General features: G+C 29.4%; 23 protein-coding genes, 3 tRNA genes and 1 other RNA gene. 3 read left to right on the top strand and 24 right to left on the bottom strand.

Annotated elements, in window-relative coordinates:
- Positions 1-54 precede the first annotated feature (54 nt).
- From ruvA to MARPI_RS08700, 3 genes are read right to left on the bottom strand one after another with little or no spacing between them, the layout of a single operon-like run.
- Positions 55-612 carry a Holliday junction branch migration protein RuvA gene (ruvA, locus tag MARPI_RS08710; RefSeq protein ID WP_014297225.1) on the bottom strand — a complete coding sequence of 186 codons (558 nt, stop codon included), beginning with the start codon at positions 610-612 and terminating at the stop codon, positions 55-57.
- Complete coding sequence (locus MARPI_RS08705; protein WP_014297224.1) at positions 612-1,928, bottom strand: bifunctional folylpolyglutamate synthase/dihydrofolate synthase; 1,317 nt, start codon at positions 1,926-1,928, stop codon at positions 612-614. The genes ruvA and MARPI_RS08705 overlap by 1 nt, the downstream gene beginning before the upstream one ends.
- A complete protein-coding gene (locus tag MARPI_RS08700) occupies positions 1,929-4,547 on the bottom strand; it encodes a valine--tRNA ligase (protein ID WP_014297223.1) in 2,619 nt (872 codons plus the stop codon).
- Positions 4,548-4,749: 202 nt separating this feature from the next.
- Here MARPI_RS08700 and MARPI_RS08695 point away from each other — a divergent pair, with 202 nt between their 5' ends.
- Positions 4,750-5,103 carry a hypothetical protein gene (locus MARPI_RS08695; RefSeq protein ID WP_171814214.1) on the top strand — a complete coding sequence of 118 codons (354 nt, stop codon included), beginning with the start codon at positions 4,750-4,752 and terminating at the stop codon, positions 5,101-5,103.
- 40 nt (positions 5,104-5,143) lie between these two features.
- Here the strand turns inward: MARPI_RS08695 and rplT are convergent, their stop codons facing one another.
- From rplT to MARPI_RS08635, 13 genes are all read right to left on the bottom strand, one after another.
- The gene (gene rplT, locus MARPI_RS08690) at positions 5,144-5,500 is read right to left on the bottom strand and encodes a 50S ribosomal protein L20 (protein ID WP_014297222.1); all 357 of its coding nucleotides are present in this window, start codon (positions 5,498-5,500) and stop codon (positions 5,144-5,146) included.
- A 25-nt stretch (positions 5,501-5,525) separates the two neighbouring features.
- Positions 5,526-5,720, bottom strand: a complete 195-nt coding sequence (locus tag MARPI_RS08685; RefSeq protein WP_014297221.1) for a large ribosomal subunit protein bL35 — start codon at positions 5,718-5,720, stop codon at positions 5,526-5,528.
- A gap of 22 nt (positions 5,721-5,742) precedes the next feature.
- On the bottom strand, positions 5,743-6,267 hold the full coding sequence (infC, locus tag MARPI_RS08680; protein WP_014297220.1) for a translation initiation factor IF-3: 525 nt from the start codon (positions 6,265-6,267) through the stop codon (positions 5,743-5,745).
- Between the two features lie 181 nt (positions 6,268-6,448).
- Positions 6,449-6,524 (bottom strand) — tRNA-Lys (locus MARPI_RS08675).
- A gap of 8 nt (positions 6,525-6,532) precedes the next feature.
- A tRNA-Trp gene (locus tag MARPI_RS08670) sits at positions 6,533-6,608 on the bottom strand.
- 19 nt (positions 6,609-6,627) lie between these two features.
- A tRNA-Gln gene (locus MARPI_RS08665) sits at positions 6,628-6,701 on the bottom strand.
- A 52-nt stretch (positions 6,702-6,753) separates the two neighbouring features.
- Positions 6,754-7,554 (bottom strand): ATP-binding cassette domain-containing protein, encoded by an 801-nt coding sequence (locus tag MARPI_RS08660; RefSeq protein ID WP_014297219.1) that lies wholly within the window; start codon positions 7,552-7,554, stop codon positions 6,754-6,756.
- On the bottom strand, positions 7,545-8,324 hold the full coding sequence (locus MARPI_RS08655; protein ID WP_014297218.1) for an energy-coupling factor ABC transporter ATP-binding protein: 780 nt from the start codon (positions 8,322-8,324) through the stop codon (positions 7,545-7,547). The genes MARPI_RS08660 and MARPI_RS08655 overlap by 10 nt, the downstream gene beginning before the upstream one ends.
- Entirely contained in the window at positions 8,321-9,043 is a 723-nt protein-coding gene (locus MARPI_RS08650; protein WP_014297217.1) for a class I SAM-dependent methyltransferase, read from the bottom strand. Before MARPI_RS08650 ends, MARPI_RS08655 begins: the two co-directional genes overlap by 4 nt.
- 4 nt (positions 9,044-9,047) lie before the next feature.
- Positions 9,048-9,728: a hypothetical protein gene (locus tag MARPI_RS08645; RefSeq protein ID WP_014297216.1), complete on the bottom strand. Its 681-nt coding sequence runs from the start codon at positions 9,726-9,728 to the stop codon at positions 9,048-9,050.
- Positions 9,729-9,750: 22 nt separating this feature from the next.
- Positions 9,751-9,850, bottom strand: an RNA gene (gene ffs / locus MARPI_RS10885) — signal recognition particle sRNA small type.
- 44 nt (positions 9,851-9,894) lie between these two features.
- Entirely contained in the window at positions 9,895-11,220 is a 1,326-nt protein-coding gene (gene glnA / locus MARPI_RS08640) for a type I glutamate--ammonia ligase (protein ID WP_014297215.1), read from the bottom strand.
- A gap of 92 nt (positions 11,221-11,312) precedes the next feature.
- Positions 11,313-13,631 carry a methyl-accepting chemotaxis protein gene (locus MARPI_RS08635; protein ID WP_014297214.1) on the bottom strand — a complete coding sequence of 773 codons (2,319 nt, stop codon included), beginning with the start codon at positions 13,629-13,631 and terminating at the stop codon, positions 11,313-11,315.
- Positions 13,632-13,876: 245 nt separating this feature from the next.
- On the opposite strand from MARPI_RS08635, the gene MARPI_RS08630 reads away from it, so the two are divergent.
- Entirely contained in the window at positions 13,877-15,565 is a 1,689-nt protein-coding gene (locus MARPI_RS08630) for a hypothetical protein (protein ID WP_014297213.1), read from the top strand.
- A gap of 44 nt (positions 15,566-15,609) precedes the next feature.
- Here the strand turns inward: MARPI_RS08630 and rd are convergent, their stop codons facing one another.
- From rd to MARPI_RS08615, 3 genes are all read right to left on the bottom strand, one after another.
- Complete coding sequence (gene rd / locus MARPI_RS08625) at positions 15,610-15,771, bottom strand: rubredoxin (RefSeq protein WP_014297212.1); 162 nt, start codon at positions 15,769-15,771, stop codon at positions 15,610-15,612.
- 112 nt (positions 15,772-15,883) lie between these two features.
- Positions 15,884-16,915, bottom strand: a complete 1,032-nt coding sequence (locus MARPI_RS08620) for an L-Ala-D/L-Glu epimerase (RefSeq protein ID WP_014297211.1) — start codon at positions 16,913-16,915, stop codon at positions 15,884-15,886.
- Positions 16,908-18,263 (bottom strand): transglutaminase-like domain-containing protein, encoded by a 1,356-nt coding sequence (locus MARPI_RS08615; protein ID WP_014297210.1) that lies wholly within the window; start codon positions 18,261-18,263, stop codon positions 16,908-16,910. Before MARPI_RS08615 ends, MARPI_RS08620 begins: the two co-directional genes overlap by 8 nt.
- A gap of 204 nt (positions 18,264-18,467) precedes the next feature.
- Here MARPI_RS08615 and MARPI_RS08610 point away from each other — a divergent pair, with 204 nt between their 5' ends.
- Positions 18,468-19,370: a histone deacetylase family protein gene (locus MARPI_RS08610; protein ID WP_014297209.1), complete on the top strand. Its 903-nt coding sequence runs from the start codon at positions 18,468-18,470 to the stop codon at positions 19,368-19,370.
- Positions 19,371-19,391: 21 nt separating this feature from the next.
- Here the strand turns inward: MARPI_RS08610 and MARPI_RS08605 are convergent, their stop codons facing one another.
- From MARPI_RS08605 to MARPI_RS08585, 5 genes are read right to left on the bottom strand one after another with little or no spacing between them, the layout of a single operon-like run.
- On the bottom strand, positions 19,392-19,760 hold the full coding sequence (locus tag MARPI_RS08605) for a response regulator (protein WP_014297208.1): 369 nt from the start codon (positions 19,758-19,760) through the stop codon (positions 19,392-19,394).
- 14 nt (positions 19,761-19,774) lie between these two features.
- Positions 19,775-24,010, bottom strand: a complete 4,236-nt coding sequence (locus MARPI_RS08600) for a PolC-type DNA polymerase III (RefSeq protein WP_014297207.1) — start codon at positions 24,008-24,010, stop codon at positions 19,775-19,777.
- Positions 24,011-24,040: 30 nt separating this feature from the next.
- Complete coding sequence (locus MARPI_RS08595; RefSeq protein WP_014297206.1) at positions 24,041-25,390, bottom strand: FAD-dependent oxidoreductase; 1,350 nt, start codon at positions 25,388-25,390, stop codon at positions 24,041-24,043.
- A gap of 41 nt (positions 25,391-25,431) precedes the next feature.
- Positions 25,432-26,028 carry a hypothetical protein gene (locus tag MARPI_RS08590; RefSeq protein WP_014297205.1) on the bottom strand — a complete coding sequence of 199 codons (597 nt, stop codon included), beginning with the start codon at positions 26,026-26,028 and terminating at the stop codon, positions 25,432-25,434.
- A 24-nt stretch (positions 26,029-26,052) separates the two neighbouring features.
- On the bottom strand, positions 26,053-26,598 hold the full coding sequence (locus tag MARPI_RS08585) for a macro domain-containing protein (RefSeq protein ID WP_014297204.1): 546 nt from the start codon (positions 26,596-26,598) through the stop codon (positions 26,053-26,055).
- Positions 26,599-26,769: the final 171 nt, after the last annotated feature.

Here is a 26,769-nt window from a genome sequence, read left to right as displayed (position 1 = left end):
CCCCCGACATTCTATATTTTAACATTATTTTCATTAATTAAAATTAAGATATTATCACAATTTCTTCAAAGCTTGTGTAATTATATTCTCAAGCGTCAATTTTTCTATATCTATTTCCTTTAATACATTAAATACTTTGTTTTTTTCAAATCCCAGAGCTTCAAGAGCTTCAAGAGCATCTTTTAATTTTGTACTTTCTCCACTTACAGGTAAGGTTTCAAGATTTTCACCCAATTCGTTGATTATTCTTTCTGCTGTTTTTTTACCTATTCCAGGAAGTTTAGATAATCCCTTTACATCCTGAGAAGCTATCATATTTATTAATTGTTCTACATCTATTTTCTGAAGAATTTTCAATGCACTTTTTCCACCAAGTTTTGAAACCTTTTTTAAATTAAGAAATATATTTCTTTCAATATCATCATAAAACATATAAAAAGCTATGTTCCATTCTGATATTTCAAGATGTGTTTCAAACACATATTCTTTTCCTATTTCACATCTTTCTAAAATCCTGTATGTTGGAATACTTTCAAAAAACATATTTCCAGATTCTATTATTATTTCGTCTGGAGTTAATTTTTCCACTTTTCCTCTTACTTTTCTAATCATTATATTTCCTCCAGATTTAACATATATCCTCTTATTTTTCCAACCAAATAAAGAGAACCTGTAACAAAATAATAATCATACGGAATGGTAAGTAAATAATCAAAGGCTTTTATTGGATCCTGAATATATGTAACGTTTCTTGAGTATTTTTTAAATGCTTTATATACTGCTTCTGGATTTGAAGATCGTTTATTTGGAACCTGAGTAACTATTATATAATCAAAGTTATCTGCCATTAACTTTACCATTCCTTCAAAATCTTTATCATCTAATATTCCAATTAAAGCTGCTTTTTTGAAGTTTTTTGTGTATATTTTAATTGAATTTTTTAATGCCAAAGCTCCAGAAATATTGTGCGCTCCTTCTAATATAACCTTTTTATCATTATATTCTATTAATTCAAAACGCCCTTCCCATAAAAAGTTTTTTAATCCTTTTTTTGTTTTTTCAATATCAAATTTTAACTCTTTTTTTTCCATATATGCCTCTACTGCCATAACAGCTGTGGATACATTATATGGTTGATATGTTCCATTTGCTTTGAATACAAGCCCGGGAATTTCTGTATATATGCTCTTATAATCAATTGAATTCCAATTCAATGAATATATGGGATTTTTAAAATTATAGTCCTTTTCAAATTCAAATACTTTTCTTATTCCAACTTCATTGGCTCTTTCAAATATTACCTCTTTTGAAGATTCATTTATATTTCCTAATACTAAATAATTATCAGGTTTTATTATTCCGGCTTTTTCATAGGCTATTTGTTCTAATGTATCTCCAAGTAAACTTGTATGATCATATTGTACTGTTGTAATAACAGAAACTTCAGAATTCACAACATTAGTAGCGTCAAGTCTTCCTCCAAGTCCTACTTCAAGTACAGCTACATCAACATTTTGTTCTGAAAAATATTTTAATGCCAATGCGGTAATAATTTCAAAAAATGATGGCGACATATCTTCTGACATGGCATCCATTTTTTCAATTGGAATAATCATATCATTAAGAATTGAAACAAATTCCTTTTCTGTTATGGATTTTCCGTTTATTTTTATTCTCTCTTTTATATTGGTTAAATGCGGAGAGGTAAATATTCCTGTTTTTAACCCATGAGCTTTTAATATCTCATGTATAGCTTTTGATGTACTTCCCTTACCATTTGTTCCTGTTACATGAATAACAGGGAAATCCCTTTGAGGATTCCCCAATAATTCACATAATTTGTTTATTCTATCTAAACCATACTTTATTCTTGTGCCACCACGCCTATCGTATATATACTCTACAGCCTTTCGAAGTGACTCTATCATTTAATCTAACTCCCTTAATAATTTTTCTAATTTTTCAATCTGGCTTTTTACCATTTCAAATTTTTCTTTTGTTTCTTCTATTACTTCTTCAGGAGCTCTTTCAATAAAGTTTTTGTTATTTAATTTTTTATCGTATTTCTGGAATTCTTTATTGAGTTTTTCAAGCTTTTTGTTTAATCTTTCTTTTTCAGCTTCTATATCAATAAGTTCCCCAAGCTTTACGTATGCTTCAACATCTTCATCAACATATGATGTTGCAGATTTTTCAGGTTTTTCTGAAACTATTTCTATATTTGTTACAAATGCCAATTCTTTAACTGTCTTTTCATTTCTCTTTATCCAGTCATTATCGCTTAAAGTTTTATATGCTATTTCAACCTTTGTTATCTGTGGAATATTTATATCAGCTTTTACATTTCTTATACCTCTAATAAATGCTTTTATCTTTTCAAATTCTGCTTCTTCATTTTCAAATACGAAGTTTTCATTATACTCTGGCCATTTTGCAGTTACAAGATACTTTTCATCTGTAATCTTTGGTAAATTCTGCCATAATTCTTCTGTTAAAAATGGCATAAATGGATGCAATAATCTTAACGAAGAGTCTAAAACACGAACCAATACATTTTGTGCAAGTTTTTTATCTTCTGATTTTAATCTATTTTTCACAGCTTCTATATACCAATCACAGTATTCATTCCAGAAGAAATCGTATAATGCTCTTGCTGCAATGTTAAACTCGTATTTTTCTATTGCTTCTGTAACTTCTTTTATTGTTTTATTCAATCTTGTAAGCATCCATTTGTCTTCAAGGGTTAAGTCTTCCGGTTTTAATTCCATCTTTTCAAAATCATCCATATTCAACAATACAAACCTTGTAGCATTCCATATTTTATTTGCAAATTTTGAATATGAATCAATTATTTGAAGATCTAATTTTATGTCCCTTCCCTGTGCCGCGAGAATTGCCAGTGCAAATCTCATTGGATCAGCACCATATTTTTCAATAACTTCAAGTGGGTCAATACCGTTTCCAAGGGATTTTGACATTTTTCGTCCATGTTTATCCCTTACAAGTTGATGAATATATACATCTGAGAATGGTTTATCTCCCATGAATTTTTCTCCCATTACAATCATTCTTGCTACCCAGAAAAAGATTATGTCAAAACCTGTCATTAACAGATCAGTTGGATAGTATTTTTTGAGATCTTCTGTTTCTTCTGGCCAACCCAATGTTGAAAATGGCCATAATGCAGAGCTAAACCATGTATCAAGTACATCTTCATCCTGCCTTAGATTTGTGGATCCACATTTTTCACATTTATGTACATCTTCTTCAGAAACATTTATATGTCCACAATCTTCACAATACCATACAGGTATTCTATGTCCCCACCATAATTGTCTTGAAATACACCAATCCCTTATTTCATTCATCCAGTTAAGGTATACCTTTTTCCATCTTTCAGGATAGAATTTTATGTCTCCGTCTTCTACAGCTTCTATTGCTTTTTCTGCAAGTGGTTTCATTTTTACAAACCATTGATCTAAGAGGAATGGTTCAACTACTGTATCACATCTGTAACAATGACCAACTGAATGTTCTAATTCTTCTATTTTTAATAAATATCCTTCTTTTTCAAGATCTTCAACTACAGCCTTTCTTGCTTCTTCTCTTGTCATTCCGGCATATTTTCCACCATTTTCATTTATCTTTGCATATTCATCCATTATTTGAACTGATTCAAGATTATGTCTCTGACCAAGTAAATAGTCATTTGGATCATGTGCAGGCGTAACCTTTAAAGCACCTGTTCCAAATGATGGATCAACATATTTATCTGCGATTATTGGTATTTCCCTTCCTACTAATGGTAATATAGCTACTTTTCCAACATAATCCTTATATCTTTCGTCTGATGGATGTACAGCTATTGCTGTATCTCCTAACATTGTTTCTGGCCTTGTTGTTGCAATTATTATATAATTATCCTCACCTTTTATTGGATATTTTATATGATATAATGCACCTTTTTCATCTTTATGTTCAACCTCTTCATCTGATAAAACTGTGCCACAGCTTGGACACCAGTTTACTATATATTTTCCTTTATATATATATCCTTCATTGTATAATTCAACAAATACCTTTCTTACAGCTTTATTTAAACCTTCATCAAGTGTAAACCTTTCCCTTGACCAGTCAACAGATGCACCTATTGCCATTATTTGCTTTTTTATATGTTCTCTATATTCATTTGCCCAATTCCATACTCTTTTTATAAATTCTTCCCTGCCATAATCTTCTTTTCTTTTTCCTTCGCTTTGCATAAGGAACTTTTCTACAACATGCTGAGTCGCAATACCTGCATGGTCTTCACCAGGTAACCATAATGTATCCTTACCTTGCATCCTTTTAAATCTTGTCACTATATCCTGAAGGGAAATATTCAAAGCATGTCCCATATGAATTTTTCCAGTAATGTTAGGAGGAGGTATCACAACAGAAAATTTACCATTACCTTCACCTTTTGCTTTAAACAATTCTTCGTCAAGCCAAACTTTGTACCACTTTGTTTCTATTTCATTTGGAGTATATCTTTTTCCAATATCCATATTTCTCCCTCCCAGTTCTCGAAAATTGATTATTACCTATATTATACTTTAATGTTGTTAAGAATTCAAGGGAATTTTTTATACAATATAGAATTAATTATCAGGGGGTGATATTATCAAATCAAATTTTTTGAAGAATATAATTATTATTATTTCTGCTTCATTTATAACCGTCACAATTACGCTATTTATAATGTATAACGTGTTTCTAAAAGATCTTTTAAATAATACAAATTTAACTGACAATGAATGTATTAAAATAATTAAAAATAGTAATTTCTATGGATTTCCCGATAAAAAAATCGGACCATATTTTAATGCTTTTTTCTCTAATCCAGAATGGAAATGCGTTAGAAAACCCGGAAAATTATATGTAATCTTTCAGGGTGATGCTTATTATTTTGGAAAATATGTGAGGTTTAAAATTACTTTTGATGTAAATAAAACAATAAAAACAAAAACCATTCAACCAATTTCTTATTATGCAGGTGATGAGAAAATATTATATACCGATTTTCTCAATCTCATTAATACTATATTTATAAGAACACAATAAATATAAAATATAAGCCACCTTTTATAGGTGGCTTTTTATATTACCTGGATATAGCTTCTTTAGCAATTGTTACATATTCTTTGAATGCTTCGTAATCATTTACAGCAAGTTCTGATAACATCTTTCTGTTGATATTAACACCTGCTAATTTTAAACCATGAATTAATTCGTTATATTTTAATCCTTCATTTCTTGCAGCTGCATTAATTCTTGTAATCCATAATCTTCTGAAATCTCTCTTTTTCTGTTTTCTACCTGCATATGCATATTTTCCTGATCTGAAGAATTGCTGTTTTGCTAATACATATCTTCTGCTTAAAGCTCCTCTGTAACCCTTAGCAGCTTTAAGATATTTTTTTCTCTTTTTTCTTGCATGAACTGCTCTTTTAACTCTCATTTATGTTCTCTCCTTTCTATTTTTATTATTTTAAACCGAGTAATCTTTCTACTTTTTCATTTAATCCTGCTGGAACATCTTTATAGTTGTGTAACCTTCTCATTCTCTTTTTTCCTCTAATTCTTGTGTTATGTCCAACATTTGATCTTCTCATTCTGATTTTTCCTGATCCTGTAACCTTAAATCTTTTGCTTGATGCTGAATGTCTTTTAACTTTCATAATTATTCCTCCTTTTTAAACATTATTTTTTTGTTTTCGGAGATAAAATCATATCCATATCTCGCCCTGCCATTTTTGGCGCTCGAGTTACTTCTGCAATATCTTCAACCTTTTCGATAACCCTATCTAATATTTCTTTACCTTTGTCGGTAAACATTATATCCCTACCAAGGAACATTACAACAGCTCTAACTTTATTACCAGCTTCGAGAAAATCTCTAATTCTTTTTACTTTTGTATTAAAATCATGTTCATCGATTCTCAATCTGAACTTCATTTCTTTTAATTGCTGTTTTTTCTGCTTCTTTTTAGCTTCCTTTTCTCTCTTTTCCTTTTCGTATTTGTATTTTCCATAATCCATAATTTTGGCAACAGGTGGATTGGAATTAGGTGCAACCAATACTAAATCGAGTCCTTCCTGATAAGCTAACTGTAATGCTTTTTTTGTTTCCATTATTCCCAGTTGACTTCCATCACTTCCAATAACCCTTAATTCCTTCGCCTTAATGTCTTCGTTTCTAATCGTTGTATCTTTCGATTTTTTAATACTTATCCCTCCTGTTCGTTTGTATTAAAAAAAATAAACAAAAATGGGTGGATAGAATCCACCCATATATTTCCCAGATATATTATTATACGCTAAATAATAAACCCCTGACGGCTTATTTGCCCGAGGTGGGAAGCATATGGGTGGCTTCCGCTTTACACTTTGACTTTAATAAATAAAATGGTGGGCCATGCGGGATTCGAACCCACGGCCTACTGATTAAGAGTCAGCCGCTCTACCAGCTGAGCTAATGGCCCACTTTTTTTGGCACGCCCGGAGGGACTTGAACCCCCAGCCTGCGATTTTGGAGACCGCCGCTCTACCAATTGAGCTACAGGCGTGTACCTAAAATTAGGTGAATGGCTGGGAGGGGAGGACTCGAACCTCCACCGGCGGATCCAGAGTCCGCTGTCCTGCCATTAGACGACCTCCCAAGACTGATAGTATTATAACATGATTTTTCTAATTAGTCAACGTCTATTCTTTTCAATATTGAAATAATTTTTCTAACGTTATATTATTTTTTAATGAACAATAGTATAATTTCAATTTTTCTGATAGTGAGATACTTCTTTTTTTCAATTCTTCTTCACCAAGCATTATAAAATCATTAAATTCACCTTTAAAGCTTATTTCTCTATTTTGAATGTGTAAAACTTTCGGCTTAAATGAAATTAAATCATCTATCCAATGTGTAACAATTATTATTGTTTTACCTGCTTTTCTTAAATTTTCAATAATCTGCCATATTTTTTTTCTACCATTATAATCAAGCCCAACAGTAGGTTCATCAAATACAATATATTTAGGATTATACGCAAGGACAGAAGCTATTGCCACTCTTCTCATTTCGCCACCTGAAAGACTAAAAGGATTTCTGGTTAAAAATTCTGGAGTTAATCCTACTATTTTTAAAATTTCCAGCAATTCATTTTTTGAAATTTCTATTCCAAAATTTTTCGGCGCATATAAAATTTCCTCTAATACTGTTGGTAAGAAAAATTGATTTTCTGGATATTGAAATACTATTCCTACATTTTTTCTTATATCCTTTATATTAACGTTTTTATCTGATGTTTTTAATCCGTCTACTATAACTTCACCATTTTTGGGTATTAATAAACCATTAATATTTTGAATAAGTGTGGTTTTACCCGAACCTGTTTTTCCAAGTAATAACCACATTTCTCCTTCATTTATTTTCCAGTTTATATTTTTTAATGCAATACTTTCAAATGGTGTCCCTTCTGCATATGTATAGTTTAAATCCCTGATTTCTATTGACATATTTTTCTCTCCATGTTTTCATATGTTCGTCCTGTATATTTTTTGACTATATTTTCAAAAGGTATTTCAACATTAAACCTTTTGCTTTCAGACCAGTTATAAAATCGTTCTCTATCACCATTAAATGCTATCTTTCCTTTTTCAAGAGCTATAATTTTTTTGACAACCTTTAAATCACTTGCATGATGAGAAGCTATTATTACAGTTTTCCCTATTGAAATCAGATTTTTTATTACTTTATATATTTCTTTTCTTCCTTCTGGATCAAGCATGGTTGTTGGTTCGTCCATTAATATATATTCAGGTTGCATGGCAACTATCGAAGCTATTGCTAATCGCTGTTTTTGACCTCCGGAAAGCGTATTTGGATCCTTTTTTTCAAGGCCTATTAATTCTGTTACTTCAAGTACCCATTTTATTCTTTTTTTCATTTCTTCTCTTTCAAGACCAAGATTTTCCAATCCAAAAGCTATATCTTCTTCTACTGTAACTCCAACTATTTGATTTTCTGGATTTTGAAATATATATCCAACATTTCTTTTTAAAAACAAAAGAGAATTTATATCATTATGATTTATTTTTGTGTTGTTATAATATATTTCACCTTTTTGTGGAATTAAAATACCACACATCATTCTTAGTAATGTAGACTTACCGCTTCCATTTGCACCAACTAACCCCACGGGAACCCGTGGTTCAAAAGAGAGAGTAAAATTATTAAATATTGTTTTATTTTCATATCCAAAAAAAAGATTTTTTACTTCTATCATTTTTCTTTCACCGATTTGTATACTCTAATTCCGCCTTTTTTGGTTAATTCAATTACATTTCCAAATACCTTTTTCATATATTCTTTTATTCTACTTCCACCTTTATTGTGAAAAGCAACAAGTTGCAATGAACCTTCATTATTTAAATGTTCATATGCTCCATCAATTAATGCCATCCATACTTTTTTCCCGGCTACAATTGGCGGATTGGAAATTATTTGATCAAATTTCTCATTCTCCCACGGCTCATATAAATATCCCTGCCTTATATCGGCAAAAACATTATTATTTTTTGCATTTATCTTTGAAAATTCAACTGCTCTTTTGTTTATATCGCTCATGTATATTTCAATATCAGGATATTCTTTTTTTAATGTAATGCCAATTACTCCATAGCCACATCCTATATCCAGTATTTTTTTTCCTTCTATTTCTGCATATTCAAGTAATACCTTTGTAGCTTTGTCTATGTCTTTTTTTCCATAAACACCTGTAGGTGCTTTAAATATATATGTGTGTCCATTTTTTAAATTGAGTTCCAATTCTTTTACCCTTAACTCAGATTCTGGATTTTCCACATAATAATGTTGAAAGGTTGTTGGTTTTTTCTTTTCAACTTTCTTTTTTTTATTTGTTTCACCATATAATTTTATTACCTGTTCCGGCGTTAAATCCCTTAAATCTTCAGGTCCAAAAATCCTCTCATTTTTTTCACGCATTAAATTATTCCTCCCGATTCTCAGTGTTAATGATTTCATTTAAATCAACTAACACTCCAAAATTGTATTTCTTTTGAAATTGATATAATGTCAACCCATTTGGAAAACTTATATAACTGCTTCCAAAATTGAAAAATATAATTATATTATTTGCATTTATCTGTACTTTATATTTTATTCCAAAAGTTATTAACAACGTATCTTCAAATGTTCCTCTAATTGCAGGTAATGTGGTAATTATATCTCCTGTTTTTATCCAGTTTAATGTTTTTAAGTTTAACTGTAAATATGCAGATACCGGATAACTATCAAGAAGAATTCCTGAATAAGCCATTATATTACCTATATTTGCCGTGGTGGTGGAATCTCGCGAAGATATTTCATTAAATGTATTGCTTATTCCTGAATAAATGTTTAAATTGTTTGTTTTTATTCCAAATGTTGCAGAGACATAATTATTTAACTGCGGATTATCGAGATTAAAATCTGCTGTAATATCAAATGTTGTTAACGATGTATTTGTAAAATACGATACACCAAAAGTGGGATATCCTCCCTTTACTTTAACGTTATTGTATGTTTCTTCAAGAAATATTCCATCTGAATATATCCCAAGATTTAACGAAAACAGATAAACAGGTATAAAGATTATAAAAAAAAGAAAAAACTTTTTATTTATATTCATAAAAATCCCCCTTATAAATAAAGATGGCTGGGCACCCCCGCGGCACACAGGAAGTACCGCTTATGGCTGCTCCCTTCCGGGCCTGACCAGGTTCGCGGGTTCCCGTTGCGCGGGACCCAGCCGATTGTAGGTCCCTAAAACCATATTATATTATAATAGAAAAATGTTACATAATCCATAAGTATTTATTAATTTCCCAATCAGTCACATTAATTGAAAATTCTTTCCACTCATGTTCCTTCATTTCAATATATTTTTCAAATATATGCTCTCCTAATACTTCTTTCATTAATTCATCTTTTTTCAATTCTTCAATTGCTTCTTTTAAATTGCCAGGAAGATGGTCTATTCCTATTTTATCCCTCTCTTCAGGTGTCATATGGTAAATATTCGATATTACAGGTTTTGGTGGTTCCAATTTTTCCTGAATACCTTCAAAACCAGCTGCAAATAAAGCTGCTAATAATAAGTATGAGTTTGCTGTTGGATCAGGGCTCCTTACTTCAATTCTGGTTCCTTTTCCTCTTGCTGCTGGAACTCTAATTAACGCACTTCTATTGCTTGGTGACCAGGCTATATTTACAGGAGCTTCATATCCCGGAACAAGACGTTTATAACTGTTAATTGTAGGATTGGCTATAGCGGTTATCGCTTTTATATGTTTTAATACACCGGCTACAAAGTATTTTAATTCATCGCTTAATTCATAATCATTTTCAGGATCAAAGAATATATTTTTTCCATCTTTAAATAAACTGAGATGTGTATGCATTCCTGAACCATTGACGCCGAAGAATGGCTTTGGCATAAATGTTGCATGTAATCCCCTTAATAATGCTATTGTTTTTACAACTAATTTAAATGTCTGTATATTATCTGCTGTTTTTAGCGCTTCATCATATGTAAAATCAATTTCATGTTGAGAAGGGGCAACCTCATGATGGGAAGCTTCAACATTTATTCCCATATCTTCCAGGGCAAGAACTATATCTTTTCTTGTTTCTTCACCCTGATCAATAGGAAGAAGATCAAAGTAACCTCCATTATCGAGGAATTGAAGGATAGGTTTATGTGTCTGAGGATCTTTGGGAAGAAGGAAGAACTCTGGTTCTGGTCCAACAAAGCCTTCATATCCATGTTCTTTTAATCTGGATAATACTTTTTTTAATCGATATCTAGGATCCCCTTCAAACGGTTTTCCATCAGCTGTATAAACGTCACATATAATTCTGGCAGATTTATACCCCTTGTCTGTCCATGGATAGATTGCAAATGTTTCCGGGTCCGGTTTTAAATACATGTCTGATTCTTCGATTCTTACAAAACCTTCAATAGATGAGCCATCAAACATCGTTCCTTTTTCAAAGGAATTTTTTAGTTCATCCCAAGGTATTTCTACATTTTTCAGCAGACCATTAATATCTGTAATCTGCAATCTGATAAACTTCACCTTTTCAGCTTCGACAATCCTTAACACATCTTCATGATTCATAAAAAAACACCCCCTATACATATTGTATAGAGGGATTATATCATAAATTTAGATTTTTTTCAATAATCAACTTTAAATTCTTTTAACCAAGTTTAATCGACTTTGAAAAATGAAATTATAGATGTAAGCTTTTCTGAACTTTTTTGTAATCTTTCTGATTGGGCTATCAGAGTATTTATTATTTGAGTTTCATTGTTTATTACTTCAGAAAATCCTAATATTTCTTTTTTCGAGCTTTCAACAAAATTGTTTAAATCATTTTTTCTTGAATCAAATGAGTTTAATATTTGATTCTGGTCTTCTATTATACTCTTTAATACATCAAATACTTTATCAAGTTCATTGGTTAATTCATTTATTTCTTTCATTCCATTTTCAAATTTCAACATTGTATTTTCAAGTGAAACAACATTTTCTTTCGATGACTGAACTTCTTCCAGTAATTTTTTCATATCTTCTGTTATTACTTTTACCTGATTCGCAATATCTATTGCTGTATCATTGGTTTCTTCAGATAAACTTCTTATTTCATCTGCAACTACAGCAAATCCTTTACCAGCTTCACCGGCTCTTGCTGCTTCTATTGCCGCATTTAATGCAAGAAGATTTGTTTGTTTTGCTATATCAGTAATTTTTACAACAAAATCTGAAATTTGATTTACCTTCACTGTAAATTCATTGAAATTCTCTGCAAGATTTAAAATTAAATTATTTATCACATTTGTTGTTTCTTTTGTATCAAAGGTCAATTTTTCTGTTACTGTATTAAATTCACTTAATTTATCAATTGTAGCTTCAATTGTATTTGCTTCGTTTGAAAGGTTTCCGCTATTTTCAAATAATACTTCTATGCTATTTTCAAGAGAATCTATAAAATCTTCGAGATTACTCATAAGGGATTGAACGCTATTTACTATGTTTTCTATTGATTCTTTTGTATGTTCAAGTTTTTCAGAGGATTCATCTATTTCATCTGAAGCTTTATTTAAGCTCTGTACATTTTCATTTAAATCCTTAAACATTTTAATTAGAAAATCCAGAGTTTCATGTATTTTATTCATCATTAACCCTATTTCATCGTTTTTCTTTTTGTGTAATTGTTTTATATTATTAAGATTCCCTTTTGAGATATTATCAAGATTATCTGCCACAAGAGATAAATCCCGAGAAAGTCTATTTCCTATTGCTATAGATGTAATTATTGAAATTACTATTATTATTAATATAATTACTGCAATAAGCTGTAAAACGTTGCTCATGTCTATTTTCAAATTGAGATCTATACTTTCTGTTTTAAATGGTGGTAATTCAAAGTCGCTTTTTAAATTAATATTGATATCTGTCTTTGTATCTATTAAATTCTTTGATATTTGAATATACATATCAGGAAGAATTTTTGATTGTGTATAATAACTTCTTGCCTTCTTTTTCAATAATGTTTCTGTAATAAACTTATTGGAATTTGAAGGTTTAAATTTTAATCCTGATGTTGGAATATTTCCAAATAGCGGATTCCCACTTTTATCATATACAACTATATATGCATTTATTAGATTTCCAAGAGAAACTATATCATTATAATCAAAAGCTCTTAATCCAACCAATATCCCAACTATTTTTTGAGTTGAAACAGGATCATAAACAGGTACTATTGATACATAATACGGTTTATTTTCAATGGTAATAATTTCATTTTTCCCAAACGAGATATTGTTTTCTATAATATTTTTACTTTCTTCTTTTACAATATTTGTTATATTTAATTTTTTTAATGTATCTTTACCCGGAGAATAGCTTTCTGCTTTTCTTTGAATTTTATATGTTGTATCTTTTATATTTATTGTAAATGCATTCTTTCTGGTAAAGACTTTTGGATTAACAAGCCACAGTTGCAATCCATCAAATTTATTTAATTCAACATATGGTTGTAAAATTTTATATCTTTCTATTATCGATATACTTCTCGAAGCTGCTTTTTCTTTTATTTTTTCACTTCTGGAAATTGCATTTAGAAAATCGCCAAGGTTTTGCGTATTTTCTTTTATTTTATTTTCAAAAACAGAAAACAATGTAGCTAATGTATTATCATAATTTTCAAGAAAATATTTTTCTATTTTTCCATTTATATCCTTTTGCAATAATTCAACCTGAGAGGTTATATCTTTATTATATTTTTCAATTTGTGTTTTTAATAAATTATTATACGATTCAAACTGTTTTTTATAACTCTCCTGTATAATATTAATCTGATTCTCAAAATTATGCGAAATAATCTTTTCCTGCTTTTTTATTGAATAGTTTAATACAAAAGAAGTTATTAATAAAGGTGTAATTGATAAAAAAACTATCAATATACCTATTTTAAAACTAAATGAATTAAACAAAGAAACCTTTTTTTCATCTTTTTGCATTTTTCCACCTCCAAAAATTTGTCAAATTATATTATACCAAATTTAATCTTATAAATATTTTAAGATTTTCATAAAAAAATATTTTCAATCGTATTTATTCTTTTATATTTTCATTCAATAACATATAATCAATGCTAATAACAAAAATTAATTAAACGGAAAACTATTATTTTAAAGAAAGAATAAAAATCAAAATAAGTATGATATAATACTAGTAGTAAAACCGGGAAGGAGGACTTAATAGAATGACTGAATTTAAAAGAAATGAAAATCTTGAAGTAAAAAATATGTCCAATACACCATCACCAAACAAAAAGAATAAATCCAATATTGAGGAAAACAAAAATTTCACAAAACTCCTCAGGTTTATGTTGTTTCTAAATATATTATTTATAGGAATTATTATTTATGTAATTTCCATACGTTATAAAAATGAAGCCATAATTTTAGAGCGTTTAAATAATATAGAATATAATCTTTCTTCTCTTGGAACACTAAACACAAATTTAGAAAAATTAAATAATAACTTCCAAATACTTGATATAATAAATTCTAATGTAAGGAAAATTCCTGATATAGAACTCGATCTCGCCGAAACAAAGGATACTTTAAAATCATTAGACACAAAAGCTTTAAATAATACTATCGATAGATTGGAAAATGCTTTAAAAAATCTTGAAAAAATTGAAATTAAACCAGTTAATATTGATTATAATTCTTTAAAAGAGGATATTGTTACTTCAATAAAAGATGAATTGCAAAAAAAATTCTCAACACTTGAAAGCACTCAAATAATTAATAATATGAATAAAAATACCTCTGAACCTGTAATTTCCAAAGAATTTAATTCAAAGATTGAAAGTATTGAGGAAAAATTAAACCAGATTAATTATCTTATTTCTGATCTTAATAAAAAACAAAAAGAACAGGACATTTTAATTTCTAAAATTGCATCTTCCATTATCAATATTACAAAGAATTCTAAAAATGATGACTTTTATGCTCAATATATTAATAAATTAAATATTTTCGATTCTAAAATAGAACAGCTTTCAAAGAATTTTGAAAGTTTATCAAGTGATAATAATGAAATTTTATCCAACATAAAAAATCTCAATAATAAAATCAATTCCAGTTTTATTAATAAAAATGATTTTATAACTCTAAAAAAATCATTTGAGAATATTGATAAAAAAATAAATTCTCTTGAAACCTCTTTAAAGATTAACAATTCAAATATTAATAAACTCGTAAAAGACATAAAGAATATAAACGCTGAAATTTCCGGAATTCAGTCATATTTCTCAAAAATACAAATGGATATAACAAAGGAAATTAAAAATTCCGAAAAGAAAATGCTTATTATAGACGAAATTAAAAACCTTAATAAATTTATTGATAGTGATGATTTTAAATTAATAAATATGGTTGAAGGATATAATGAAATATGGAATTATATACAAAAAGGACAACTTTCGAATGATCAAACTCTCAATACAGAATTTTCAAAGTTAACAGAAAAGGTATTTGATAAGTTTATAGAAATAGTAAAGATTGAGTATGAAGATTTAAATTCAAGAAGATACAATATAAACTTCCAGAAAGATATCAAATACATTAATTATTCGTTTAATAAACTTATTAAAAACCCCTTTAATGAAAAGAAATACAATATATTAAAAGACGAAATTAAAAAATTAAATATTCTTGAAAGCAAAAGAATTGAAGAGTATAATAATAACGCAAAATTGAAAATAAAAGAATATCTTGACTTATTTAAAAATAAGGTTATTATTAAAGATGAAATTATAAAAAGTTTTAAAGAAAAAATTCTTACCATTGACCCTGAATTGTTATATCCTGAAATTAAAAAGGAATATCAACAGGTTATAACAGCTACAAAGGATATTTTAAAAGAAAAATATATCTGGTGATAAAAAAGAGGTGCTTCTTAAAAAAGCACCTCTTTAATTAATTATTATTCCTGTACTTCAAATAAGTCTTTACCTACACCACACATTGGACATACCCAATCTTCTGGTAAATCTTCAAATGATGTTCCTGCTGGAATACCTGCTGTTGGATCTCCTTCTTCTGGATCGTAAATATATCCACAAACTGTACATACATATTTTTTCATAATCCCGCCTCCTAATTAGTTATAAAATTGTAATTAATACAAATTTATTATATCCTATTTTCTCCAAAAAGTCAAGAGGTATCATGTTAAAATTGGATAAATTTTATCTGTTTTATATTCCTTTGAATACTGGTGGTTCTGAAATGTATTTCCCTCTAAAGGTATCTTCTTTTAAAAGTAATGCTGAATCAAGATCATGATACACAAAAGCTCCTGTTCCAAGCGCAAAATTAACGCTTTGATTAATTCCAACACTTGATTCACCCATACAACCTATCATTAATTGTAAATGAGCAGATTTTACCATTTCAACTATAGCTAAAGCATCGGAAATACCTGATTTCATTAATTTAATGTTTATAAAGTCTACAGCTTCCATTTTTATTAATCTCATAATATCATATTTAGTTTTTGCACTCTCATCTGCACCAACAGGAAATGGACAATTGTATCTTACAAATTTTAATCCTTCAAAATCGGTAGCCTTTACTGGTTGTTCCAATAACCCTAAATCTATCCCTTTTGAATATAATACCTTTGCAAATTCAATAGCCTCTTTTGGTGTATAACCCATATTTGCGTCAACTATATATTTTGCTCCACTGGTTAATTTAGCTATTTCTTCAACAGCTTCTATATCTTTCTTTAAATCTTCACCTACCTTTATTTTTATTACCCTATGACCGGCATTATATATTTCAACAGCATCTCTAACCATATTTTCGACTGTATCTATACTTACAGTTTTATCAATTTCAATCTCTGTTCTTGCACCACCTAAGATTTGATAAACTGGAACATTTATTTCTTCTGAAAATGCATCAAGTGTAGCGTATTGGACAGCAGCTTTAATACTTGGAGATGCAAAGTATTTGTCCATTAAATCAAATATCTGTCTGTAATTTCTAACTTCCATACCTACTAATAATTCATTTATAGAAGATTCCAAAGCATATAACGCTTCAACCTTTTCACCATTTACCCTAAATGAGGGTGAAGCCTCGCCATATCCTTTTGCACCATCTTCCGTTTCTAAAACAACTTCTATATTTGTTGCATAATTTGAAATGCTACCTGTAACATGAAATGGTTTATGAAACTCGTATTTTTTTACTTCAAATGTAATTTTTTTTATTTTACTCATTTTTCTCCCCCCTTTTAAATTCTATGACCTCAATTTTATATTCATAATTATTTGAATAAATATTTTCAACTTCCGTTTCTAATTCCCCCACCTGATTATCATATGGATCGCTTCTATAATACTTTTTATTTTCAAAGTCTTCATAATAATCATTATTTGCAACCATCCTAAAACCATCAAGATTTCCAAAGTAAAACTCTCTATATTCAGGGATATTTCGTCTTGCTCCCCCAAAAGACAAATCTGCTGGTAACCAGCCATATGGTTCAACATAAAATAATGCCCAATCATGCGGAGATGCAAAATATTTATTTATATACCAACCTGACTGCCATCGTGCTGGAACTCCAGCTATTCTACAAAGGGTGATAAACAGTAATGCCTGAAAACCACAATCACCTTTTAGATTTGTTGCCACAAATTGAGGAATATTTTCATATATGCTATATGGTTTTACATATGAATAATTTACATTTAATGTAATCCAGTCATATATTTTTTTAGCTTTTAGATATGGATTTTTCTCGTCTCCAATAATATCCTTAGTAAGTTTTTTTAAATAATATGTATATAAAATATGTGGTGGCTTCTCTTCAAGAAATTTTTTATATTCCGCAGGATAACCTTCTTTTACTTTTTCAGGATCGATATTATTTATCAGTTCTGAAATTTCATATTCAAATTCAACAAAAAAATCTTTTTGATTTTTTGTCAGATCTTCAAAATATATTGTTTTTTGAAGATTTTTATTAAAAACTTTATACTCTTCGTGACTTGTTTCAAGAATTTTTACATTTTTTACCTGGAATTTTTCATCTGGTAAAGGTAACCATGCTTTTATTATATCACCTTTAATATTTTCATATATAGGAGAAATTTTAATTTTTGCTCTAACATTATATTTTTTAGCAGGTGAATTTTCTTTTATAATTTCGTCCAATCTACTATGAAGCAATTCCCGCGCTTTTAAGGAACTTTCATCATTTTTCACAAACTTTTTATACTTCTCAAATTTAAACCCTATATTATATGCAAATCTTTTTTCAAAATATGCTTTCCCATCAATTATAATATAATCCAATTCCCCTTTTTGAAACAATTCTTCAAATCCTATATCTTTAAATCCTCTAATTCTTTCTTTTGCAATTTTACGTGCCTCTTCTATTGTATATGGATAATCAAGTATTAATCTGTTTATTCTTTCTTTTTCATAATTTAACCGTTTACGCAATAAATCTGGCAAGTCTCTTTCAAGCATTTTATTAATTAAATACAACGCATTTCCAATATTACCTACACTTAATTCCCTTTTTATATCTTCTGGTACCCCGACGCTCAAGAATTCCATTTTATCCCCCCTCGTATAAGTTTATGCACAACATAAAGTTTGTTATGCTAATTATTTTGATTTTATCACATAAAAATATAAAATTCAACTTTTGTTAATATAGCTTTTCGAAGAAAAATGTATTAATTTTGAGGTATAATATAATTATCTACAATAAATATATATTATCAGAAAATATAACTTTCTATAATGAGAGGTGATTTTATGATTAATATTATCTGGGATGAAAGATTGATGGAATATGATTTTGGTCCCGGTCATCCTTTGAGAAGCATCAGGTGCAAAAAAGGTATTGAAAGACTAAAAAAAGAGGAAGATTTGGAATATAATTTAATTTCTCCAGAATACGCAGAAAAAGAGGAATTAGCTTTATTCCACACTTTAGATTATATAAAAAGTATTGAAGAAAATATTGGCGGTTCTGCTGAAACACCTGTAAAAAACATGTATAATCCTGCAAGGCTTTCTGTTGGCGCAACATTAACAGCAATAAATTCAATTACTGATGATGCAAGAATTTCTGTTAACCTCTGTGGAGGTTGGCATCACGCTTTTGAAAATAGAGCAAGAGGGTTCTGTATTTTCAATGATGTTGTTATTGGCGCTAAATATGCTCAAAAGAAAGGATTTTCAAAAGTTATGATAATTGATTGGGATGTTCATCATGGCGATGGAACACAACGAGCTTTTTTAAACGATGATTCTGTGTATACCATATCTATCCATCAGGATCCTTCTACACAATATCCATATGTAAGCGGATTTACTTCTGAAAATAAAAAAACAAACCTTAATATTCCAATAACTCCTGGTGAATCCGAACAGGAAATTATGACAAGGGTTTTATCCACAATTCCAAATGAAATTAGATTCTTTAAACCGGAAATGCTTATAATTCAAATGGGTGTAGATGGTGATATGTATGATCCAATGTCATCAATAAACCTTAGCGAAAGGTTTTATAAATCCATATCAGTTGTACTGGCAAGATGTGCAAAGAAAAATAAATTTCCTGTAATCTTATTAGGCGGCGGAGGATTTAACTTTCCGAGAACTGCAGAATTATGGACATTAATTGTCAAAACTTTTTATGAAAATGTGAAATAAAAATAGCGGGAGTAAATCCCGCTATTTTGCTGATAATATGTTTTCTATTGCTTCTATTAACTTTTTTTCTTTAATAGGAATAACAAGAAAATCCTTTGCACCGTTTTTTATTGCTTCGGTAACGTATTTCTTTTCACTTGAAGATGATGTAACTATAATATTCGCCGATGGATCATTCTCAAGTATAAATGTCATAGCTTCTATACCATTCATAACAGGCATCATAAGATTCATTAAAACTATATCTGGCATTGTTTTAAAATACTCTTTTACAGCTTCTTTTCCATTTTCTGCTTCTCCAACAACCATATATCCCAGATTTTCAAGCATATCCTTTAAAATAATCCTATCAAATTTTGAATCATCTACAACCAGCACAGTTACCGGCATACTTCTCACCAACCTCACATAAGACTTTCAAATAGATTTACCTGATTTCTTTCTGGCAATCCTTTTAATATACCCATTTTTTTAAATGTTTCAACAGTTGTTTTATTTATTCCTGTTCTATTTAACAAATCCTCAATTGAAAGAAATTTCCTTTCTTCTCTTGCTTTTACAATACTAATTGCAGCTTTTTCTCCAAGATTTGGTATTTTAATAAACGGAATTCTTAATTTATTACCTTCTATAATAAAGTTTTTTGCATCTGATTTATATATATCTGGCGGTAAAAAGTCAAAACCTCTTAATATCATTTCATATGCCAATTCAAGCACAGTTAATTCATTTTTTTCCTTTACATCAAGTGACTTTGATGCCTTTAATTCAAAGATTCTTCCCTTAATTGCTGGTTTTCCTCTTAAAATAATAGCGGTATTAAATTCATCACCTTTAACAGAAAAGTATGTTGCATAAAAAGCAAGTGGATAATGCACTTTAAAATATGCAATTCTGAACGCCATACTTACATATGCCGCAGCGTGCGCTTTAGGGAAAAGATACTTTATTTTTTTACATGAACCTATAAACCATTCAGGCACTTTGTTTTTTACCATGGCCTCTTCATCTTCCGGAGCTAATCCTTTTCCCTTTCTAACCTTTTCCATAATGAAGAATGAGTGTTTTTTATCTAACCCTTTCTGTATTAAATAATTCATAATATCATCACGACAGGCAATAACTTCATCAACTGTAGCTTTTTTAGCAACAATTAAATCTCTTGCATTGTTAAGCCATACATCTGTTCCGTGGGAAAGTCCTGAAATTCGAACCAAAGCTGCAAATGTTTTGGGTTTTGTTTCTTCTAACATTCCCCTAACAAATTGTGTTCCAAATTCCGGTATTCCCAATGTCCCTACTGTTGTTTTCAATTCACTTTTCAAATCTATTCCCAGTGCTTTTGTTGAAGAAAAAATAGACATAGTTTCTTTGTCATCCATTTTTATATTAAAATATTCAACACCAGTGAGATCACTGAGCATTTTTAAAAATGTAGGATCATCGTGCCCAAGTGCATCGAGTTTTACAAGATCATCGTGGATAACATGATAATCAAAATGCGTTGTCATTGTATTTGCTTTTTTATCGTTTGCTGGATATTGAACAGGTGTAAAATCATATACATCCATATTTTTTGGAACTATCATTAAACCACCTGGATGCTGACCTGTGGTTCTTCTTGCACCTTCAATTTTTTTTGCAATTCTTAAAATTTCTGAATTTCTCATTCCAGGTGCAAATTCTTCAGCATATTTTTTTACATATCCATATGCAGTTTTTTCTGCAACAGTAGATATAGTACCAGCTCTAAATACATGTTCAGAACCAAATAACTCTTCAATAAACTTATGTGCTCTTGATTGATATTCGCCAGAAAAATTCAAATCAATATCAGGAACTTTGTCACCTTCAAATCCCATGAATGTTTCAAAAGGTATATCCTGACCATTTTTCTTCATTTCAATTCCACAATGTGGACACTTTTTATCAGGCAAATCATATCCCGAATCATAAGAACCGTCTGTAATAAATTCGCTATATTTACATTTAGGACATACATAATGTGGTGGCAAAGGATTAACTTCTGTAATCCCCATCATTGTTGCTACAAGAGATGATCCTACAGATCCCCTTGACCCAACAAGATAACCATCATCATTGGATTTTTTTACAATTTTCTGGGCCATTAAGTATAAAACTGCATAACCATGATTTATAATAGAATTTAATTCTCTTTCAATACGCGCTTTTACTATTTCCGGAAGAGGATCTCCGTATATTTCCTTTGCTTTTTCCCAGCTCATTTGTCTTACTGTATCATCTGCACCCTCAATAATTGGCGGATGCAGCTTTCCTTCAAGCGGCTGTATTTCTTCTATTAAATCCGCAATTTTATTTGTATTTTCAATAACAATTTCTTTTGCTATATTTTCATCTTCAAATATTTCGTATGCTGCATCTAACATTTCTTTTGTTGTTCTAAAGTATTTATTGGAATTATATACATGCTTTTTCTGTCCTTTAGTGGCAGAGCCGATTATTAACGCATCTCTTATTTTTTTATCCTCTTTATTTAGATAATGCGCATTAGATGTCATAACAACAGGTATATTAAAATCTTTCGCACTATTATATATTACCCTATAAAATTCCTTTATCTGTTCTTTATCAACATTTTTATGTTCTATACTGTCAAGAGGTTGTATTTCTATATAATCATACATACTAATCAACGAATTTATTTCATCCTGTGAAGCTCCTCTTGAATATTCTTCATAAATAAGGTTTTTTGTACAGCCACTACCTATTAAAAGCCCTTCTCTATTTTCAAGTAACTCACTTAATAAAACTGTGGTATCCCTATAAAAATATTCTGTATGTGCTTTAGAAACTAATTTATATAAATTTTTCAAACCTATTCTATTTTTTACCAACACAGTAGCATGATGCTTTCTTAACTTTTTAAAATCAATCATTTTTTCAAGATTCATTAAGGAATTTATTTCTTTTATTCCTCTTCCTCTGGCTTTTTCAAGGAGTTTTAAAAATACCTTGGCTGTTATTTTAGCATCTTCATGAGCTCTATGATGTTCAAAATTTTCCAGGCCCAAAGACTTAACCACTTTATCAAGTGAATGCCCACCTTTAAGATTTAACAAAGCTCTCGCCATAGCCAATGTGTCTATATACGGTTTTACAAGATCTATATCCATTATTTCTTTTACCCATCTTCTTAAAAACCTGTAGTCAAAATTGGCATTATGAGCAACTAAAATGCTATCTCCTATAAAATCCATAAATTCTGGGAGAACATCGGATATATCCGGTGCGTCTTCCAGCATTTCATTGGTTATTCCTGTTATTTGTTGAATCTTCAAAGGAACAGGTTTTGATGGTTTTATAAGTTTATGGAAAATATCTGTAATTTGTCCATTCTCAATCTTTACAGCACCAATTTCTATTATTTCTTCTGCATTTGGATCAAAACCGGTAGTTTCAAAGTCAAATACAACAAAATCTGCATCAAATCCATATTCTTTATCTAAATTATATGCAATTGAAACCTTGTTATTTACAACATTAATTTCACAACCAAAAATTGGTTTTATACCCTTCTTTTTAGCAATGCTATAAAACGTTGGTATTGATTGAACAACTTCATGATCAGTAATCGCAACAGCTTTATGCCCCCACTTAGCTGCTGTTGAAACTAACTCTTCTACATCAAGAACCGAATCAAGAGCACTAAACTTAGAGTGCGCATGTAATTCCACTCTTTTTTCTTCACAATCATCTATTCTTTCTTTTGTTTCTGTTTTTAGTATATTAAAAGGTATTATTACATATTCTTTCTGAAATTCATCATATTGTATCTTACCTTCAACCTTTATGCTATCTCCTACAGATATTTCATTATTTACTTTTTCAGCATTATTTTTAAACGATTTGATTGTTATTGAATCCCTATTATCAGTAATATATAAAGTAACAATAATTGCCCTGTCGTTAAATTCTTTGAAAAACACCTTTCCTTCAACTACAACATTAGATGTATGATACATTACTTCATTTAATTTATCAATAGGCACAGATACCTTCTTAAAATAAGAACCTATAATCACTTTGTCTTTTTCATTATCTTCATTTTTTATATTATCTGAAAATTCATTATTAACTACAGCCTGAGGCACTGTATTTACAGGTATATGCTCATTATTATATTCATTATTGTGATAATCAAAATCATTTTCGTCAGATAATTCATTATAATCTATGTTTAAGGATTCATCGTAAATAAACTCATATTCTGGTAAATACCCCAATGTCCTCGAAACAATATTTTCTACATTTTTTCTATATTTTCTAACTCTATCAAATGCAAATTTATTAGCCACTCTAAATACAAGGGAATTATTTTCTATATCTGGAACTATAAACCTTAAATAATTTTCTTCACTATTACCGGCAATTAGGTCCAGCCATTTTTCTAATATATACGCTGGTTCCTTCTTATTAAGAAGTTTTATTTTAACAGGTTTCTTTGATAGTCTTGAAAAGAAACGCTTATATAATCTTTCTTCTGATTCGCTAAGTGGATCAAATAACTTTAAAATTAAATATGAATCTTCTTCAATTTCACCATCAAAATCAAAAGGATAAAATCCCAATTTAGAAATAACATATTCAGAAATTTTCACGGAGTACCCTCCATATTATTTTTTTATTTTTTATATTTTTTTCATTGCCTGAGTAGCTGCAACTAAATCAATATCCCAAACTGGTGAGAACGGTGGTGAATATGCTAAGTCCATATTTCTTAACATATCAACTGTACCGTTATTATATATTAATGAAGTTATTGCATTTAATCTTGGATGAATTTCGCCACCTACAAATTGAGCGCCTAAAATCCTTCCTGTTTTCTTTTCGAAAACCAATTTCATTAATATTTTCTTTGAACCTTTATAATAATGTGCTTTACTACCTGATTTTATAACAACTGCTTCAGCATCAAATCCTTTTTCAAGCGCTTCTTTAAGTGTTAAACCTGTCTTTGCATACTCAATATCTTCAAATTTAGTAATTAATGAACCAACAACACCTATAAATGAGTCATTGCCTCCTGAAATATTTTTACCTGCAATTCTTCCCTGTTTATTAGCTGTTGTTCCAAGTGGAATATATACATTTTCATTTGTTATAAAATGATTTACAGTTGCACAATCTCCTGCGCTATATACGTCTTTTATATTGGTTTCCATTTTGTTATTAACTATAATAGCACCATTTTTAGCCATTTCCAATCCTTTACCCTGTAAAAATGCCGTATTTGGTCTAACTCCAATTGAAACAATTACCATATCTGCTTCATATGTATTTTCATCGGTTAATACTTTAAATTTACCGTTTTCTTTTATAATATCTTTTGCAAAGGTATTAAATACAAGTTTTACACCTTTTGATTCAATTGCTGTTTTAAACTCTTCATGAATTTCTGGCTCAATACTTCCCAATAAATGATCCATTCCTTCAATTATTGTAATTTCTATACCATGTGATTTTAAAGCTTCTGCTGTTTCAACACCTATAAATCCTCCACCAATAACAATTGCCGTTTCTGGACTTTTTTCATTTATAAATTTTAAAATTGAAGCTGCATCATCAGGATTTCTTAATTTAAATATTCCTTCTTCTCCCCATGCTTTAAAATCAGGAATTATTGGTGAAGCACCTGTTGAAATAACCAGCTTTTTATATGAAACCTCTTTTTCTTCATCACCTGATTTTACATATAAAATCTTATTTGAAAAATCAACTTCATATACTTCATGATTTACAAATACATCTGCACCTTTTTTTTCTTTAAATGTTTCTGGTGTTAAAGCTATTACTGCTTCTGGAGATTTTACGTCGCCACTAATTACATATGGCAATCCACATCCACCATATGAAATATATGGTTCTTTTTGAAATATAGCAATTTTTAAGTCTTTATTACCTCTTTTTGCACTTGCAGCGGCACTTGTTCCAGCTGCTACTCCTCCAATAATTACAACATCATATTCCTGTTTTACCATTGCAACAACCTCCTATAGTCATTTTATTTTTAATTATTTATTTACTTTAATAAATCATAATACGATAAAAGAGAAAGATATATTGAATATGTAAGATATACAATACTCGGAATATAAAATAACTTATTTTTACCAAGCGTTGTATTTCCAAATAACGATATACCAAACCATTGAATTCCGCTTTTCGATATCAAATAAACAATAGAAAAAATCATCAATAACGAAACTATAAACTTTAAAATACAGGTTATTCTATACCATTTTAAAGATTCTTTTAAATAATAAATAGCATTAAATTGTTCAATTATACTATATAATAAAAACAATATACCCAGAATCATTATCCCTTTTGTTTCAAAAGAAAAATGCGTTCCAAGCATACTTTGAAGTAATTCTTTTTCAAAATTTATAAAAAGAATTATTGAAATTAAAAACAACGAAATTAAAAAATTAAAGCTGGAAAATACAATTTTCAACCATCCAACTCCAGCATTTGAGGAAAACGAAAGTTTTTTTAATTCCTTATGAATTTTTTCTTCATCGCTTTTTTGTGCTTTTATTGTTTTTAAATGTTCGGATAAAGTATTTCTTTTCTTTTTTATGGGTTTTTTTTCCGGTCTAATTTTTAAAGTTGCCATTATAACCTCCAGATACTATACATATTAAAATATTTTAGAAAATCGTTGAGCCCTTGTGGCATCTATAAAGCAAAAACGGATTAAATTTGGTTGGTTAAATTCCTTTGAAAAATCTTCAATAGCCTTTTTATAAACATCGCAGGCTTTATCAAAAGGATATCCAAAAATACCTGAACTTATCGCAGGAAATGATATGGATTTTATATTTAACTCATTGGCTTTTTTTAACGAATTATATATTGCATTATATAATAATTCTTCTTCATTTTCATTGCCGTCATGCCATACCGGTCCAACAGCATGAATTACATATTTTGCCTTTAAATTACCACCTGAAGTTACTCCAACATTTCCAGTTTTAATTATACCATTCTTTTTTACCAATTCATCGCTTTCTTTTTGAATAATATATCCTCCTGCTCTCACAATTGCTGCTGCAACCCCGCCACCATGTGAAAGATAAGAATTAGCTGCATTAACAATTGCATCTACATCTTCTTTTGTTAAATCACCAACAACAATCTGAAATTGAATACTATTTATTTTTTTCTCAAAGATAACTTTATTCATACTTATCACTCCCATAACAAGAGTTATATTAATTATACATATATAGAATAAAAGTTATTTTACTAAAATATTATATCATAGAAAAATGAACTAAATAAAAAAGCCAACCCTGAGGTTGACTTTAATTAATTTTTGAAGATTAGCAATCAAGGTTTGAGTGTTTTTAATTAT

The sequence above is a fragment of the Marinitoga piezophila KA3 genome, assembly GCF_000255135.1.
In the GTDB taxonomy this organism is placed as follows: domain Bacteria; phylum Thermotogota; class Thermotogae; order Petrotogales; family Petrotogaceae; genus Marinitoga; species Marinitoga piezophila.
The sequence above is the reverse complement of the archived record's forward strand: the minus strand, read 5'-3'. Positions and strand labels throughout refer to the sequence as shown.

Excerpts from the sequence above, each read along its gene's own strand:
- MARPI_RS08630 (WP_014297213.1), top strand. The coding sequence starts at position 13,877 with ATGACTGAATTTAAAAGAAATGAAAATCTTGAAGTAAAAAATATGTCC.
- MARPI_RS08655 (WP_014297218.1), bottom strand. The coding sequence starts at position 8,324 with ATGATAGAAGTAAAAAATCTTTTTTTTGGATATGAAAATAAAACAATA.
- glnA (WP_014297215.1), bottom strand. The coding sequence starts at position 11,220 with ATGAATCATGAAGATGTGTTAAGGATTGTCGAAGCTGAAAAGGTGAAG.
- rd (WP_014297212.1), bottom strand. The coding sequence starts at position 15,771 with ATGAAAAAATATGTATGTACAGTTTGTGGATATATTTACGATCCAGAA.
- MARPI_RS08585 (WP_014297204.1), bottom strand. The coding sequence starts at position 26,598 with ATGAATAAAGTTATCTTTGAGAAAAAAATAAATAGTATTCAATTTCAG.
- MARPI_RS08590 (WP_014297205.1), bottom strand. The coding sequence starts at position 26,028 with ATGGCAACTTTAAAAATTAGACCGGAAAAAAAACCCATAAAAAAGAAA.
- MARPI_RS08610 (WP_014297209.1), top strand. The coding sequence starts at position 18,468 with ATGATTAATATTATCTGGGATGAAAGATTGATGGAATATGATTTTGGT.
- ruvA (WP_014297225.1), bottom strand. The coding sequence starts at position 612 with ATGATTAGAAAAGTAAGAGGAAAAGTGGAAAAATTAACTCCAGACGAA.
- MARPI_RS08635 (WP_014297214.1), bottom strand. The coding sequence starts at position 13,631 with ATGCAAAAAGATGAAAAAAAGGTTTCTTTGTTTAATTCATTTAGTTTT.
- MARPI_RS08620 (WP_014297211.1), bottom strand. The coding sequence starts at position 16,915 with ATGAGTAAAATAAAAAAAATTACATTTGAAGTAAAAAAATACGAGTTT.
- MARPI_RS08660 (WP_014297219.1), bottom strand. The coding sequence starts at position 7,554 with ATGTCAATAGAAATCAGGGATTTAAACTATACATATGCAGAAGGGACA.
- MARPI_RS08650 (WP_014297217.1), bottom strand. The coding sequence starts at position 9,043 with ATGCGTGAAAAAAATGAGAGGATTTTTGGACCTGAAGATTTAAGGGAT.
- MARPI_RS08615 (WP_014297210.1), bottom strand. The coding sequence starts at position 18,263 with ATGGAATTCTTGAGCGTCGGGGTACCAGAAGATATAAAAAGGGAATTA.
- MARPI_RS08645 (WP_014297216.1), bottom strand. The coding sequence starts at position 9,728 with ATGAATATAAATAAAAAGTTTTTTCTTTTTTTTATAATCTTTATACCT.
- MARPI_RS08685 (WP_014297221.1), bottom strand. The coding sequence starts at position 5,720 with ATGAAAGTTAAAAGACATTCAGCATCAAGCAAAAGATTTAAGGTTACA.
- MARPI_RS08605 (WP_014297208.1), bottom strand. The coding sequence starts at position 19,760 with ATGCCGGTAACTGTGCTGGTTGTAGATGATTCAAAATTTGATAGGATT.
- MARPI_RS08595 (WP_014297206.1), bottom strand. The coding sequence starts at position 25,390 with ATGGTAAAACAGGAATATGATGTTGTAATTATTGGAGGAGTAGCAGCT.
- rplT (WP_014297222.1), bottom strand. The coding sequence starts at position 5,500 with ATGAGAGTTAAAAGAGCAGTTCATGCAAGAAAAAAGAGAAAAAAATAT.
- MARPI_RS08705 (WP_014297224.1), bottom strand. The coding sequence starts at position 1,928 with ATGATAGAGTCACTTCGAAAGGCTGTAGAGTATATATACGATAGGCGT.
- MARPI_RS08700 (WP_014297223.1), bottom strand. The coding sequence starts at position 4,547 with ATGGATATTGGAAAAAGATATACTCCAAATGAAATAGAAACAAAGTGG.